This window comes from Acidithiobacillus sp. TH-A67, assembly GCF_057473545.1.
Window position 1 is genome coordinate 20503 of the sequence record NZ_JBYCKU010000040.1, and the last position, 15435, is coordinate 35937.

Annotated in this window: 16 protein-coding genes; all 16 read left to right on the forward strand. The window is 56.0% G+C overall.

All coding sequences use genetic code 11. The annotated features are described in order from the left end of the window. The first annotated feature begins 32 nt into the window (after window positions 1-32). Window positions 33-578, forward strand: a complete 546-nt coding sequence (locus AC2VNM_RS06115) for a helix-turn-helix domain-containing protein (RefSeq protein WP_483165476.1) — start codon at window positions 33-35, stop codon at window positions 576-578. Then, window positions 575-2566, forward strand: a complete 1992-nt coding sequence (locus tag AC2VNM_RS06120; RefSeq protein WP_483165475.1) for a proton-conducting transporter transmembrane domain-containing protein — start codon at window positions 575-577, stop codon at window positions 2564-2566. The genes AC2VNM_RS06115 and AC2VNM_RS06120 overlap by 4 nt, the downstream gene beginning before the upstream one ends. Then, window positions 2563-3510 (forward strand): respiratory chain complex I subunit 1 family protein, encoded by a 948-nt coding sequence (locus tag AC2VNM_RS06125; protein ID WP_483165474.1) that lies wholly within the window; start codon window positions 2563-2565, stop codon window positions 3508-3510. The genes AC2VNM_RS06120 and AC2VNM_RS06125 overlap by 4 nt, the downstream gene beginning before the upstream one ends. Before the next feature lie 2 nt (window positions 3511-3512). Continuing rightward, window positions 3513-4190 carry a formate hydrogenlyase gene (locus AC2VNM_RS06130; RefSeq protein ID WP_483165473.1) on the forward strand — a complete coding sequence of 226 codons (678 nt, stop codon included), beginning with the start codon at window positions 3513-3515 and terminating at the stop codon, window positions 4188-4190. Beyond that, window positions 4187-5638, forward strand: coding sequence for a hydrogenase 4 subunit F (locus AC2VNM_RS06135; RefSeq protein ID WP_483165472.1), 1452 nt, complete (start codon window positions 4187-4189; stop codon window positions 5636-5638). The genes AC2VNM_RS06130 and AC2VNM_RS06135 overlap by 4 nt, the downstream gene beginning before the upstream one ends. Then, window positions 5635-7185 carry a hydrogenase large subunit gene (locus AC2VNM_RS06140; RefSeq protein ID WP_483165471.1) on the forward strand — a complete coding sequence of 517 codons (1551 nt, stop codon included), beginning with the start codon at window positions 5635-5637 and terminating at the stop codon, window positions 7183-7185. The genes AC2VNM_RS06135 and AC2VNM_RS06140 overlap by 4 nt, the downstream gene beginning before the upstream one ends. Window positions 7186-7207: 22 nt before the next feature. After that, window positions 7208-7696, forward strand: coding sequence for an NADH-quinone oxidoreductase subunit B family protein (locus AC2VNM_RS06145; protein ID WP_483165470.1), 489 nt, complete (start codon window positions 7208-7210; stop codon window positions 7694-7696). Continuing rightward, complete coding sequence (locus AC2VNM_RS06150; protein ID WP_483165469.1) at window positions 7693-7998, forward strand: HU family DNA-binding protein; 306 nt, start codon at window positions 7693-7695, stop codon at window positions 7996-7998. Before AC2VNM_RS06145 ends, AC2VNM_RS06150 begins: the two co-directional genes overlap by 4 nt. Before the next feature lie 5 nt (window positions 7999-8003). Further along, a complete protein-coding gene (locus tag AC2VNM_RS06155; RefSeq protein WP_483165468.1) occupies window positions 8004-8510 on the forward strand; it encodes a group II truncated hemoglobin in 507 nt (168 codons plus the stop codon). A 238-nt stretch (window positions 8511-8748) separates the two neighbouring features. Further along, on the forward strand, window positions 8749-9360 hold the full coding sequence (locus AC2VNM_RS06160) for a globin domain-containing protein (RefSeq protein ID WP_486913037.1): 612 nt from the start codon (window positions 8749-8751) through the stop codon (window positions 9358-9360). Window positions 9361-9374: 14 nt separating this feature from the next. Further along, window positions 9375-11663 carry a TonB-dependent receptor gene (locus AC2VNM_RS06165; protein WP_483165466.1) on the forward strand — a complete coding sequence of 763 codons (2289 nt, stop codon included), beginning with the start codon at window positions 9375-9377 and terminating at the stop codon, window positions 11661-11663. 105 nt (window positions 11664-11768) lie between these two features. After that, on the forward strand, window positions 11769-12419 hold the full coding sequence (locus AC2VNM_RS06170) for an ABC transporter ATP-binding protein (RefSeq protein WP_486913038.1): 651 nt from the start codon (window positions 11769-11771) through the stop codon (window positions 12417-12419). A 169-nt stretch (window positions 12420-12588) separates the two neighbouring features. Continuing rightward, a complete protein-coding gene (locus AC2VNM_RS06175; protein ID WP_483165464.1) occupies window positions 12589-13668 on the forward strand; it encodes an ABC transporter substrate-binding protein in 1080 nt (359 codons plus the stop codon). Then, window positions 13665-14660 carry a FecCD family ABC transporter permease gene (locus AC2VNM_RS06180; protein ID WP_483165463.1) on the forward strand — a complete coding sequence of 332 codons (996 nt, stop codon included), beginning with the start codon at window positions 13665-13667 and terminating at the stop codon, window positions 14658-14660. Before AC2VNM_RS06175 ends, AC2VNM_RS06180 begins: the two co-directional genes overlap by 4 nt. 237 nt (window positions 14661-14897) lie before the next feature. Then, window positions 14898-15104, forward strand: coding sequence for a TOBE domain-containing protein (locus AC2VNM_RS06185; RefSeq protein WP_483165462.1), 207 nt, complete (start codon window positions 14898-14900; stop codon window positions 15102-15104). A 19-nt stretch (window positions 15105-15123) separates the two neighbouring features. Then, window positions 15124-15420 (forward strand): molybdate ABC transporter substrate-binding protein, encoded by a 297-nt coding sequence (locus tag AC2VNM_RS06190; protein ID WP_483165461.1) that lies wholly within the window; start codon window positions 15124-15126, stop codon window positions 15418-15420. Window positions 15421-15435 lie beyond the last annotated feature (15 nt).

A 15435-nucleotide genomic window follows, 5' to 3' on the forward strand; every position in this document is an offset into this window, starting at 1 on the left:
CTGTTTGTGCAATATATCGTACACTTTCCCCCATGGAACAACTAGCCAGGCAGTTGCAAAAACTCCGCGAGGATCGTCAGCTTTCCCTGCGCGTGCTGGCGGAGCTGTCTGGAGTTTCCGCTAGTGCCATTTCCCAGATCGAAAGCTCCCAGGTATCTCCGTCGATCGCCACTCTCGAAAAACTCTGTCTTGCCCTCGGCGTACATATCGGCACTCTCTTTGACGAACCCGAAGCTGGCCCCATGCCCATCCTGCTTCGTTCCGGACAACGGCGGCGAATCTACAGCGCCGGTTCGCATGCGAGTATCGAGCCCCTGGCGCGGGACTATGCCCGCAAAAAGATGCAACCCATCCTCCTCACCCTGGAAGCCGGCGGAGAATGCGGGGAACACCCCTACAGCAGCGCCGAGGGGGAAGAATTTGCCATGGTGATCGAAGGGACGGCGAAATTCGAACAGCAGGAGCATAGCTACGAACTCGGCAAAGGGGATGCGATCTACTACGATCCCCGACAGCTTCATAATTGGCGAAATACCGGCACCGAGGCCGCGGTGCTTCTCATCATCGTTGCCCAGTGAATGCGCTATTGCCGCTGCAGATGGCTCTAGGAGCCGTCGCCCTGGGTCCTCTGGCGAGTCTGGGGAGTCTACTCCCACGCCTACACCCGTCCTGGTTACGCTACACCAGCCTGATGACCAGTACCCTCATGAGTCTACTCTGGCTGCTGAGTGGCGCCTTGGGGCTGATACTGGTGGCCGCCCCCGCGCCGAACCTCGCCGTCGGCGGCATCCCGCTCTGGCAATTCCGGCTGGACCCCTTGTCTGCCTTTTTCCTGGTAGTGCTGGGGGTGGTAGGCACGGCTTCCTCCTTGCACGCCGTGGGCTATTTTCGGCAACTTGGTAGAACTGGATTGCGGCGGGTTCTGATCCCTTTGCCGCTTTTTCTCTCGGCCATGGCGCTGCTACTGCTGGCTGATAATGCGTATACCTTTTTAGTGGCCTGGGAAGGTATGGCCCTGAGCTCGAGCTACCTGATTCTGGCCCAAACGCAGACCATCCAGGCGCGGCATGCCGCCTATCTGTACCTGCTCGTGGCGCACCTGGGGGCCCTGTGCCTACTGGCCGCCTTCGCCCTGCTCTGCCACGGCAACCCATTGGCCGGGAATGATTTTTCTGCCCTGACGCACGAGGTACTTGCGCCCGGGCTCGCCCAGGCCGTACTGCTCCTCACCCTGCTGGGATTTGGTGCCAAGTTGGGGATGGCCCCCCTTCATGTCTGGTTACCCGAGGCGCATCCCGCTGCACCCTCCCCCGTTTCCGCCCTGATGAGCGCCGCCATGCTGCCCATGGCCTTGTATGGGTTGTTGCGCATCGATTGGCAAATCCTGCCTCCCGAGGGCGTCTCCTGGGGCTTGGTCTGGCTCGCTTTGGGCTTGTTGACGGCAGGCTTTGGCGTGCTTTTTTCTACCCTGCAGCGGGATCTAAAACGACTCCTGGCCTATTCCTCCATGGAGAACATGGGATTGATCCTGGTAGCCCTGGGCCTGGCCCGGCTCTTTGTCGCCGAGGGCTCGCCGACACTGGCGGCGCTGGCCCTCAGCGCCGGACTTTTCCAGACATTGAACCATGCTTTGTTCAAAGGGCTGCTCTTCTTGGGGAGCGGCAGTGTATTCCATAGCACCGGCACCGTCGATATGGGGCGACTCGGGGCCCTGATCCGAAGCATGCCGCAAACCACCCTGCTGATGCTGATTGGCTGCCTTGCCATTGCCGGACTACCGCCCCTGAATGGTTTTGCCTCGGAGTGGATGCTGCTGCAGGCCTTCCTGTTGGCGCCGCAAATGGCCTCGGGGACCCTGCAAGCCATTCTGCCATTGACTGCTACTGGCGTCGTTCTGGTTCTGGCTTTAGCGAGTTTTGCCATCATCAAGGCCTTTGGACTGAGTTTTCTGGGGCAGCCGCGCAGCATCTATACCGCCCACGAGGCAGGCCTGTGGGAGCGTTTCGCCATGGCTTTCCTTGCCTTGGGTTGCATCTTCCTGGGGCTTTTCCCAGGTTTGGCCATCCACGCCATCAGTGCGGTAAATGTCCTGCTCCTGCCCGGGAACTCCTTGGGAATTCAGCAGCCCTGGCGATTGACGCCCATCTCTCCGGAACGAGCCAGTTATGTGCCAGGATGGTTTCTCATCGGCATCGCAGTGGCCATTCTCCTGACCTTTTTGCTGGTATGGTGGCGCTTTGGTCGACCGCTACGCCGCGTTCCCGTCTGGTCCTGCGGTTTTCGCGGAGCGCGAACGGCGCGGATGCAGGATAGCCCTGCCGGATTTAGCCAATCCCTCTTGCGTATCTTTCAACCGATACACCACGGGCGGATCCAGCCAGATACCGCCAGCAAGGAATTGCGGGTAGAGCTTGCGGACCCTTTCTGGGTAGGACTCTATGAACCCTTGCAGCGACTGGCCCTGGCCCTATCTCGCCAGGCACTACGGCTGCAACATGGCAAGATCAGTTCCTACCTCCTCTATGCCTTTCTAACCTTGGTCGTGCTCTTGGTGCTGGTCCGATGAACTGGAGTGCATGGGGAATGCAGACCCTGCAGGTGCTAGTGGCTTTGGCCATCGCGCCACTCTTTTCGGCGTGGCTGCAAATGCTCCGTGCGCTTTTGCAAAACCGCCGCCCCGCTGGCTTGGGGCAGGGCTACCGGGACCTGCGTCGACTCTTCCACAAGGAAGCCTTCTTGCCCGAGGACTCCTCCTGGCTATTCCGTTTCAGCCCCTATATTCTCTTTGGCACCAAGGTGATGGCAAGCACCCTGGTCCCCATTTTGGCGGTAGACCTGCCCCTGGCACCGGCGGCCGACGTCATCGCCCTGGTCGGACTACTGGCAGTAGCCCGCATTTTTCAGGTGCTGGCAGCCATGGATACCGGCACCCCCTTCGCCAGCCTGGGGGCGCACCGGGAAATGTTGGTCTCTGCGCTGGCAGAGCCGGCGCTCCTGAGTGCTTTTTTCATCGCCTCCCTGCTGGCCGGCTCTACCTCTCTCAGCACCATCGTTCTTCACGCCCAGGAGGGCCTGTTCTCTCTCCACCCAAGCATGGTTTTTGCGGCCGCCGCCTTTTTCCTGGTACTTCTGGTCGAAAATTCGCGCATTCCGGTAGACAATCCTGCCACCCATCTGGAACTCACCATGATCCATGAGGCCATGCTGCTGGAATACTCCGGCCGCCACCTGGCCCTTCTGGAATGGGGGGCACAATTGAAACTGCTACTCTATGTGACCATCGGCATTGCCCTTTTCTTTCCTTGGGGAATTGCTGACCAGTTTGCGCCGATGGCGATTCTCCTCGCCGGCCTAGCACTGCTGATCAAACTCTTCCTCGCCGCCCCCATCCTGGCCCTGGTAGAGACCCTGCTCGCCAAGAAACGGCTCTTCCGGGTTCCAGAATTTGCCGCGACGGCATTCCTCTTTGGGGTGATCGGCCTGCTCACCCACTTTATGCTCGGGAGCTGAGCATGCGTCCGTTCCTCGATCTATTTTCCCTTCTCTCGATCCTCAAATTCCTGGCCGCCTGGATGTTATTGCTGAGCTTTGCTCTCTTGGCCCAGCGTCGTCTCCTGAGCCTGATCCACCTGTTGGCATGGCAGGGGATCACGCTTGCCCTCAGCACCGCCATGGTGGCTGTGCTCACCGGCGATCGCCTGCTCTGGGTTTCGGCAACGCTGACCCTGAGTCTCAAGGGGCTCTTGATTCCGTTCTTGCTCCATCGCTTGCTGCGGCGCCTACAGGTACGCGGTGACGTGGAAATGAGCCTGAATGTCGCAAGTGTCCAACTGCTCGGCATCGTGCTGGTCATTTTTGCCTTTGCCTTGGCGGCGCCACTAGCAGGCAGTCTGCCAGCAGCTACCCATGGCATGCTCGGTATTGCCTTGGCAGCATTCCTCTTGGCCTTTTTGATGATGATCACCCGCCGCAAGGCCATTTCTGAGGTGGTGGGTTTCTTGGCCATGGATAATGCCTTGTTCTTTGGCGCCACCAGTGCCACCTTGGGAATGCCGCTCATCGTAGAACTTGGCATTGCACTCGATGCCCTCATTGCCTTCCTTATCCTCGGGGTGTTCTTCTTTCACATCCGCGAAAGCTTTGAGAGCCTCGATTTGCACTGGCTGGAACATTTGCGAGAAAACCAATGATCCTGCTCTGGCTCCTGGTAGTAGTAGCCTTGGGCATTCCCGTGCTCGCCTTCTTGGGCGATGGCCGCAGAGGGCGCTGGATCTTTATGACGATCAATTTTGCCGTATTTCTGCTGAGCCTGCTGGCGGCCTGGGAATTTTTACGACATGGTCCCCTGACTGCCCTTGCTGACGAATTGCGCATGGATGCCTTGTCTTTGATCCTGGTCTTGCTGAACGGGGTTATCGGGCTAACGACGGCTTGGTTTTCTGCCAGTTACTGGCAACAGGAAGTAGAACACCACCATTTTAGCAAAGGTCGCCAGCGCCTGTACCACGCCATGTTTCAGAGCTTTTTGGCAACCATGTTCTTGGCCCTGTTGAGCAACAATATGGGCATCCTCTGGGTGGCGCTCGAAGGTGCCACCCTATCGACGGTATTACTGGTGAGTCTGCAGCGCAGTGGAGAAAGCCTGGAAGCCGCCTGGAAATATTTCATCCTCTGTGGCGTCGGTCTCGCGATGGCGCTCTTCGGCACGATCCTCCTGTATTTCGCCGCGCAACCGGTGTTGGGCGATGGCGCCAAGGCACTGCTCTGGTCGGCGTTGCACCAGCACGCCAGCCAGTTGAACGGAACCGTGCTGACCCTGGCCTTCGTCTTTGTTTTCGTGGGATACGGAACCAAGGTCGGCTTTGCCCCCCTCAATACCTGGTTGCCCGATGCCCATGCCGCTGGCCCGAGTACGGTGTCTGCCGTCCTCTCTGGATTACTGCTCAATGTTGCACTGTATGCCATTCTGCGCTTCAAAAGTCTCACCGATGCTGCCTCGGGGACCGATTTTGCTGCGCATCTCCTGCTGGCATTTGGCCTCCTTTCCTTGCTGTTGGCGGCCTTTTCCATGCTGCGTCAGCACGATGTGAAGCGCTTGTTTGCCTACTCTTCCGTGGAACACATGGGACTTATCGCCATTGCCTTTGGACTGGGTGGACCGCTCGCCATCTTTGCCGGTGTGTTGCACATGATGGGCCACAGTCTAGCCAAGTCCTCGGTGTTTTTTTCGGTGGGTCGCGCCGTGCAGGAAGCCGACTCTCGTGAACTAAAGGACCTACGCGGCATTCTCAAGCTCCGTCCGACCCTCGGCTGGTCATTGCTCCTTTCCATCCTGGCCATTGTCGGAATGCCCCCCGGTTCCCTGTTTCTCAGCGAGTTTTTGATCGTGGTAGCGAGCATTCAACGCGCCTGGTTCACGACTCCCCTACTGCTCCTCGGTCTGGGGATCGCCTTTGCGGCCATTTTCCCCCGTCTTTTGCATATGCTGCTCGGCGAACCCCGTACCCCACAGGTATTGGTCCGTGCCGGCGGCTTCAGCCCAATCTTTTTGCAACTCTTTGCTGTACTCCTTCTCGGCGTCTGGATCCCCGCTGCGCTGGCGGGCTGGATGCATAATGTCGTCGGGATTTTACAATGAATGAAGAAGCACTCTGGGAAAATGGAAGCGCGCCGTTTCGCGTCATCGCGGGTCCCCTTCCCATCCATCAGCGAGACGTTCTGGCCAAAGACTGGCAGACATTGGCGCAGACCCTACGCCGGCGGGGTGCGCGGCTTTTGGGTATCTGGGGGGAAGAACGAAACGACAGGCAGTATCGCATCCACGCCCTGTTTTTGACTGCGGATTCCTGCTACTGGTGCAACCTCGCCCTAGCGCAAGGGGTAGAGGGATTTCCCAGCCTCGCAGAAATTTTTCCCACGGCGGTACGCCAGGAGCGGGCCATTGCCGACCTGCTGGGTCTACGCCCGCAGGGCAACGCGGACCAGCGCCCCTGGTTGCGCCATGCGGCCTGGCCCAGCACCTTTTTGCCTTTACGCGCAAACCCCGTCCCCCTCACCGAACTGAGTACGCAGGGAGATACCGACTATGCTTTCCAGGGTCTACCCGGCGACGATCTGCACGAAATACCCGTCGGCCCCGTCCATGCCGGCACCATCGAGCCGGGGCATTTTCGCTTCACCTGTCTGGGAGAGCAGATCTTACGTTTGGAAGAGCGCCTCGGCTACACTCACAAAGGAATCGAGCGCCTGTTGCAGGGGCAGGACCCTTTTGCCGCTCTTGTCCTACTGGGTCGCGTGAGCGGTGACAGCACGGTAGCCTATGCCTGGGCCTATGCCATGGCTTTGGAGAGCATCGCGGGTGTTCATCTCCCGGAACGAGCACAGGCCTTGCGTGGCCTTTTGCTGGAGCGTGAGCGCTTGGCCAATCACTTGGGGGATCTGGGGGCCCTCGGCAATGACGCCGGCCTTGCCTTTGCTCTGACCCAACTGCTGGCCATCAAGGAAGAAATGCTGCGGGAAAATGAAAGGATCTTTGGACATCGTTACCTCATGGATCTCATCTGTCCCGGCGGCCTCACCATGGATCTCGGTGCGGATACCTGCCAGCAACTGCGTGCCAGTGGCTTGCGCTGGCAACAACGTTTGCAAGACCTGGAATTACTGCTGCAGGAACATGCAGGCCTGCGCGACCGCTTGGTGGGCACCGGCACCATTGCGCCGGACCGAGCCGTCGACTGGGGAATGGGCGGGCTGGCCGGACGCGCGAGTGGGCAGGCTTGGGACCTGCGGGTGCAATTTGCTCCCGCTCCCTATGACCGTTTCCCCATGGAAATCTCGCTGGCGAGCAGCGGTGATGTGGCAAGCCGCTGGGCTGTTCGCTTTGCGGAAGTTTTTGCCTCTCTGCGCTGGCAGGAAAAGCTCCTCCAGGAACTTCCCACGGGTGCCTGTAAGATGCCATTGCCACTGCCAAGCGTTGGGGAAGGTCTCGGCATCGTAGAGGGATGGCGTGGTGAGATTTTTGTGGCGCTACGATTGGAAGCGGGCCGCATTGCCCGATGCCATCCCCACGATCCTTCCTGGTCTCTGTGGCCCGTTCTCGAAGAAGCGGTGCTGCAGGACATCGTCGCCGATTTCCCATTGATCAATAAGTCTTTCAATTTGAGCTATAGCGGTCACGATCTCTGATACCGCGGCAAGGAGAGTACCCATGTACCGAATTTTGAGAGAAGCGTGGCGCCTGGGCAAAGTCGGCGACCCAATGCCATCGTCATCCTCACCAAAGAAGGTGACGCCATTTTCCCGGAGGGCGGTGATCCGTCATGTGGATGCGGGTTCCTGTAATGCCTGCGAGCTCGAAATCCAGGCATTGGGTGGCCCCCACTATGGCTTGGAACAAGCCGGCCTGCGATTTGCCGCATCGCCCCGCCATGCAGATATCCTACTCGTCACGGGGCCGCTAAGTCGCCACATGGCCGCTGCTTTGCAAGACACCTACGACGCTATGCCCAAGCCCAAAAAAGTGCTAGCCGTAGGCGACTGCGCATGCACCGGAGGGATTTTTCATGACAGTTACGCCGTTCTCGGACCCGTGGAAACCCTTCTTCCGGTGCACGAACGTTGCCTCGGTTGCCCACCCAAACCAGAACAAATTTTATCATCTTTGCAAAACCTGCTGCATGAGGGACTAGAGCAATGACCAAAGCCGAATTGATTCAGGAGTTGGCACATCGAACCGGCATTCACCGCAATCTGGCAGAACATCTCCATGACAACCTGATGGATATCATCGCTGAACAATTATGTGCACTGGACCGAGTCCCGATTGGCCATCTTGGACATCTGAAGGCGGCCATCAGCGCACCGCATGAAGGAAGAAACCCAAAGACGAAAGAACCCATCTTCATACCGGCGCATGCCAAGCTTCGCCTTCATACCGCCAAGACATTTCAGCTCCGCATGGAGCGGGAAATCCTTTCTGCGCGGGCACTCCAGTCGTAGGCGAAATGGGTGGGGCGCAGTGCCGACCCCTACCCCCTCCCTCCAACGCCTGGAAACCTTCTGGGCCGATATCCCTGTCGAACCTTTCTGCTACGCAGAAAAGCACAATCGGTTCCCGAAAAAGCCTTTTTGCTTTTCAAAAAACCCAGTTCTTCGACACTTCATGTGGGCAACCTCATGTTTTGCTTGGTGGCGAGATTGGGGTTCGACAAAGCGAGCCTATTTGGCAAAGTCTCCTCCGCGCGGTGCATCCCCAAGATCTCAGCTCCGCGCGAGAAAAACTCTTTCTTTTCCTGTCTGGCTGGCTTGGCGGACCTGATCTCTATGTCCAAAAATTTGGCCATCCCCGCCTACGCGCCAGGCACGCATCGTTCCCTGTGGATGATGTTGCCCGGGATCAGTGGATGGCTTGCATGTTACGCGCCATGGACGAACAACAGATCGAACCTGAACTCTACGAGCACCTGCAAGGCGCCTTACAACGTACCGCAGACTTCCTGCGTAACTGCTGAGCCAACCCGAGCAACAGGCAAAGCTGTCTGGTTCCTGACATTCTGTCCGCAATTCCACAAGGAATGACTTTCATAACATTATGTTTTTTATTAAATATTGTAATGGTATATTTTTTACTGAAGAGCTAATAAGGCCTTGATACAGAGGGGCGCAGTCTCGTAGCCAAGGATTGCTAGGCATCGTCGAGCGTTGTACTCTTCAGAATATAGAGAAGTCTGACCAGCTAGGAGATTGAGTATGAATGAGCAAAGCAGTAGTGAGCGCATCCCCGTGGTGCAGTCTACAGGGATGGAGGTTTCCGTTCCCGAAGGCATGCAGGTCGGTTGTAGCGATGCCAACGCAATCCCCCTGGATGCCTTTGGCGATGGCGGACTCATCCGCCCGCCGATGGTAGATTTGCTCTTTCCCGAGGTCATCTTTCCATCCCCCCGGGTTGCGCAGGTAGCCGGTACGGAAAAAATCCGAGAATTGGTTTTCCATCACCATGAGCTGATCTGGCACAGCTCAATCCAACCCATTTTCGGGCATAATGAAGAGCACTTTTGGCATGCTGTGGGCATTACTGCGGATTTCCACATCGAGGCCTGTGGTGGACCCAAGTCCTATACCAACCGGCGTGGACACCCACACCTTCGTGAGCGCCATTTTCCCTTCACAATTACGGAAAACGACCGCGAAATCTGGCTGGAACTATACGTGCAAGCCTTGCATGATGTCACTTTTCCTGCAGAGGTGGTGGAGGAATACTGGCGCTGGATCGAATCTTTATCCATTCGCATGATCAACCGTCGCACCCGCAGCGAAGAACCCATTCGAGTCCCATTCGCCAGCATCGCTGAGCGACTGTAAAACAGGAGAATGACATGGATATACCGTCCTTTTTGCGCCGCTCCTTATATATTTCCATAGCTAGCGCTATCTTCGCCGAGCAAGCTCTGGCTGACACGCCGCAGCCACCGGTCAAGATTGGCGTCGTTTCAGTAACGGTTCCGACTAGCTCCATTAGCGACAGCACACCCATCAGCATTCCAACCGGGCCTAATACCGGCTATACCATCAAAGGCTCTGCATTACCGATCCTCGGCGGGCCAGGACAAAGCAATCCATACCTCGCATTACAAATGCTGCCTTCGGTAGTGGCGCAGAATCCGAGTCCTTATGGTATGACGAACCTGGTAGGTGGCACTAAGGGCATTCGAATCCGGGGAGAATCTAACCCCCATGGTGCCATCGGCACCGTCGAGGGCCTACCGTTATTCGGTATTGATCCGGGGCCTGGAAGCCTCTTCCTCTTCGACCTCGAAAACGTCTCCCATATCTCGGTCTATGCGGGGGCCATTCCACCCAGTAAAATCAGCATCTTTACCACGCAGGGGGTACTTGACGAGCATTTGCTTTGGCCACAAAAGAACTTTGGCGGAGTGTTATCCCAGACCTTTGGCTCCACCGACTTTTACCGTAGTTTCCTCCGCATAGACAGTGGTACTCTACCTACCGATACACGTGTATTTGCGTCCTTCTCATATACGCATGGGGGTAACTGGCAAGGTCCCGGAGCAACGCCTGCCTATCGCTATAATGCGGAGACAGGCATTTCGCAACGGCTATCCTCACAGCTGAAGCTCCAGCTATTTGCTGCCTACAACAACATGAAAGAAACCAATGCCTATCCACTCAACTATGCGCAAGCAGCTGATATCGGCAATTTCTATCATGCCAGCTACAATAATACTTTGAGCCAGATACCCGCTCAAGACGTCAACTATTATCGCTACAACCAACAAAGGTTCCAAGATTATGCAATTCTTGGAAAAATCAGCTATCAGCCCAGCAAGAATCTGCACTTTGACATCAAACCATTCTACTCGCAGGAAAATGGTTACTACCGCTATGGTGCAGCCAAGACCCCAGGCATTGGTACTCCAGGCGTCGTACAATGGGATATTGATCACCATAATTATGGCTTTTTAAGCACACTCTCAGCAAACTTATATCACACTCACCTCAAACTGGGATATTGGTTCGAAAATCTGCAACCTCCTGGCCCACCGACGGCTTGGCAGGCTTACACCTTCACTCCCGACGGTCAACTTTCCTTCGTGCGCTGGGCGATACTGGCAAAACCTACAACCAACCATATCTTCAATAGCCCATTCGTGCAATTGCAACGCAATTTTGGACCAGTATCTATTACTACGGGCGCACGATATCTTATCGAAACAACACCTTCTTTTACAGTTTACAATACTTCCGGTATTCCAAGTGCCAGCTATGGGGAAGCACTGGAGATGGCCCATTCCATAAATTCCGAGGCCAGTGTAACCGGCCAGAATCTACATCAATGGCTTCCCTACTTTGGCATTTCCTGGCGTTTGTATCAGGGGACCAATCTGGACTTCAGTTGGAGCCGGAATTACGGTGCACCTGCCTTCAATGATTGGCCTCCGTTGATCATGAATAGCGCCGTATTGGCCAAACATGGATTATCGGTACAAAGCATTTATAATGGGTTGCGTCCAGAAACATCCAATAGCTATAATCTCGGAATGAGCGTAAAAAGACATCTCTGGTATGTCAAGGGAACCCTGTTTTATACCACATATGATCATAAGCTAGTGAGCATCTACGACCCGCAATTAGGCTTTGGTTACACCCAAAACGTGGGCACAGCCAATGCCTATGGAGCCGAGCTCAGCGGCGCAGTCATGCCACTGCCCAATCTCACCCTCTATGGCTCATTCACCTACAACCGGGCGCAACTGACCCGAGATTTTCGCAATGAGACTGGTGGAATTGTCTATGCCCAGGGCAGTCAACTGCCTGACACCCCGCGCTACATTGCCAATCTGAGTGTCAGCTATCGATATCATCACTATTATGCTACCGTTAGCGAGCGGTATATGGGTATGCGGTATGCGGCTACTGGCAATCAAATGCCTATTCCCGGCTATTTTCTGACCAATCTCGATCTTGGTTACCGCTACCAGATTGCTGGCGTCGGCACATTGGTTACCAGCCTAAATGTGGCAAATCTGTTCAATCGTCATTATGTCGGGTTGATCGATTCGAGTTACTTGCAGGATCCAACAGGGATCAATTTTTATGCCGGCGCACCCATTACCGTTTCGGGCAATGTTACCCTACGATTCTGACCAGAGACGGGCGCTTGCGAGTGGAGGAACCCCCTCGCTGCGGGTAACTTGCGGCTGGTGCGATCGGTCCACAGCACGACCTCTGTGGTGCTGGGGATCGGAATCATGAGCCTGGAAGCATGCGGACTCAGCTATGGGTACGGTCCACGGGAGGTCCTTACGGACGTTTCGCTGGCGATAAAGGCCGGTGAGTCTGCGGCCTTGCTGGGTGCTAATGGCAGCGGCAAAAGCACGTTGCTTCGTCTATTGCTAGGTTATTATCGCCCTCAGCGCGGCGAGGTACGGGTTGATGGGGAAGATATCCGGCTCCTCCCCGCCGCTGAGCGCGCGCGTCGTTTGGCTTATGTGCCACAGGACCATGGTGCAACCTTTCCCTATTCGGTACTGGATATGGTCGCCATGGGCCGACTCCCATATGGATCCTGGTTGCGCGCTGTACGCCGGGAGACACACGAGGAGGCCACAGCCTGCCTGGAGCGCTTGGGTATCAGTCATCTTGCCACAAGGCGTTATACAGAAATCAGCGGTGGACAGCGGCAACTGGTGCTCATTGCCCGGGCCCTAGCCCAAGGCGCCCGTACCCTGATTCTCGACAACCGGTCAACGGGCTGGATTATGGCAATCAATATCGCCTCTTGGAACAAATACAAGAACTGGCGGCATCTGGCTACGCCGTATTCCAAAGCACCCATCACCCTGAGCATGCCCTACGCGCCGCCAATCGAGTGTTCCTGCTGCAAAACGGTCGGATTTTAGCCAGTGGCACACCGGAAGAAACCCTGACGCCAAGGCATCTTCACCGTTTATATGCTGTCCACACCGACCTGATCCGCCTACACGATGGTAGACAAACCCTGGTACCTCATCATCGCACCCTCAGTCAGCCTACTACCCAAATTCAGCTTCCCACCATAGGAGAAAATCCGTGAAAAGCACAAAGCTTTCGGAAAGTTCACGTCCATCAGCAAACCCCATCTACGTAGTCTGGGCTTGGTTTTCTTTGCTGCTCCTGCTCTGGTTTGCTTACAGCGGTCGTGCCATGGCCAACGACAATGTCCCTTCAAGCACTCCATTTCCGCCCCACAGTGTCTATGGTACGGCCCCGCCGGTCACCCTACTCGTCTACAGCCTCGACCCAAAACTTCTCGCAGGCTGGAACTTCCCCTTAGGGGGGATGGCAGGACTCGGGATGTCCGCCAGCCCAGAATATATCTTACCAGCAGAACAGGAACTTCCCGTCTTGGGAGGCTGGGATCCAGGCGATACGCCTCAGTTGGGGAAGCTTCTTGCTGCGCGCCCACGGCTCGCGTTGCTCTGGGCCCCCTACCTGGATCGTCCGCAGCTGCGCGAGGAGTTACAGCGCATCGGCGTTCCCTCCGTGGCCGTGCCGCTGGCGACACTGGAGGATTATCCGGCAGCGTTTCGCAGCGTAGGCAAGTTGCTTGGCGTCAGTGCGCGGGGCGACCGTCTGGCAAATGATTTCCAGCAAATCTTGGAGCATTTGCAACAAATTCGCACCCGAGTGCCTCAGAATCAAAGAAAAACCGTATATTACGCGGAAGGGATCGATGGCTTGATGACTGACTCTGCCGCTTCGCCTCACACCCAGGTCATCCGTGCTGCGGGTGGAGCCAATGTCTTTACCGCAAAACCCACATCGCTAAAAGGAATGCAGCAGGTGAGCATGGGGCAGGTCCTTGCCTGGAATCCAGATGTCATCATTGTCCAGGACCCGATTTTTTATCGCCGCATTTATTCCTTGCCGGCGTGGAAAGGCGTCAGGGCAGTGCAGACGCACCAAGTCTATCTCGTTCCCCGGGCTCCCTTTAACTGGATGGATCGCCCGCCGTCTTTCATGATGGGGATTGGCAGCCTGTGGCTAGCGAACATACTGTACCCGCAGCAGGCAAAGATCGATATGGTACAGGCCACGATCCAATTCTTTCACCAGTTTCTGCAAGTGGATCTGCGCCCCGACCAGGCAAAATCCATCCTCCAGTCATGAACAGGAAAATCGGAATCGGGCTGCTGGTGGTGGTCCTTACTGGGCTTTCCCTGCTCTCGCAGTTATGGGGTCGCTATCCGATATCTTGTGTGACTCTGTGGCATTGGCTGAGCGGAACCCTGCCAGCCACCCAAGCAACGAGTCTGCATCTGCTTTTTGTGCAGATTCGCCTACCCCGACTACTGACGGCCCTACTCGTCGGCTCGGCACTTGCCTGCAGTGGCGCCACTTTTCAGGCAGTCTTTCGTAACCCCTTAGCAGCCCCGGATATCCTTGGGGTAATGGGGGGTGCCGCCTTTGGCGGCGCGCTGGGCATTGTCCTGGGCGGGCCATGGTGGAGCATCCAGTTGAGCGCCTTATGCTTTGGCCTGTTAGCCGTGGCCATGGCTTTTGCCGTAGCAAGACATTTTTCGGGACAACCCATCCTGATGCTGGTCATGGGTGGCATCCTGGCTGGCGCGTTATTCACTGGTCTGCTTTCGCTCGTCAAATATGCGGCAGATCCCTACCAGCAATTGCCCAGTATCGTTTTTTGGCTAATGGGTAGTCTTTCCGAACTGCCATTGACGCAAATCGTCTATTTTGCCTTACCCATTTTTATCAGCATCACCGTACTGATTTTTTATGGGCCGCAAATGGATGCCCTCAGCCTGGGGGATGAGGAAGCACACGCATTGGGATTGCGGGTGCACCGCCTGCGATTGCTACTGGTGTTCCTTGCAACCTTGCTCGCGGCTCTAGCTGTAGTCATGGCAGGAATGATTGGCTGGATCGGCCTCATCGTCCCCCACCTTGCCCGTTTGCTCCTGGGGCCGGGGAACCGCCGATTGATTCTCGGGAGTGCCTTGCTTGGCGCCGCCTATCTGCTGCTGGCCGATAGCCTCGCCCGCAACCTCCTCAGCGTCGGAGTACCCGTTGGCATTTTCGCCGAACTCCTTGGGGTGCCAGCGTTTCTCGTCGTCCTTCGGCAAATCCGCAAGGCTTGGAACTGAAGGGCATGTCGCCAGTCAAACAACAGATTGTCATAACTATGACATTTTGTCTGATTTCGTACATTCCAGAAGCTCAATTTACTCTTGAGATTTGCATACTCCGATTCTGGGAACGAACTGATCCTGCTTTTGCGTATCCCAGTACTGGACAGCGACGGCCATTTGTTATATATTCTCATATATATCGACGTTGGTTTACATCTTTCCCACCTGTATTCAACATTGAGAGGAGACTGTATGGAAACTAGTCTACGCAATCATCTCAAAGGGAAGATCCCCCAGATCGTCGAAGGCAGTGTGGTATCTGAGCTGGAATTGGAAACTTCCATTGGCATCATCACTTCGGTCATCACCACCCGCAGCGTTACGGATATGGGGCTTTCCGTTGGCCAGGAAGTCTGCGCCGTCATCAAAGCTACCGAAGTTGGTATCGAGCGCTGCTGAAGACCAAGAAGGATGAACCATGCATTCCCGTAAACCACTGCAAGCCCTGCTCCTCGGCATTTGCCTGCTGCTATCGTCAGCCAGCATTCCCGCCTCTGCCGAAGATTTGATCATTTCGGCAGCGGGCAGTCTTACCAAGATCCTGCCTCAGGTAAGCGCAGGGTTTATCTCTTCTCATCCCGGGGTAAAACTCCTCTATAATTTTGGCGCATCAGGAAACCTACTACAACAATTCGTCCATTATCTGCGATCTGCGACGGCTCAAGAGATTTTTCGTCGCCATGGGTTTCTTCCAGTAGAGGGGGTACTGCCTTGATTATCCTTACTCCAG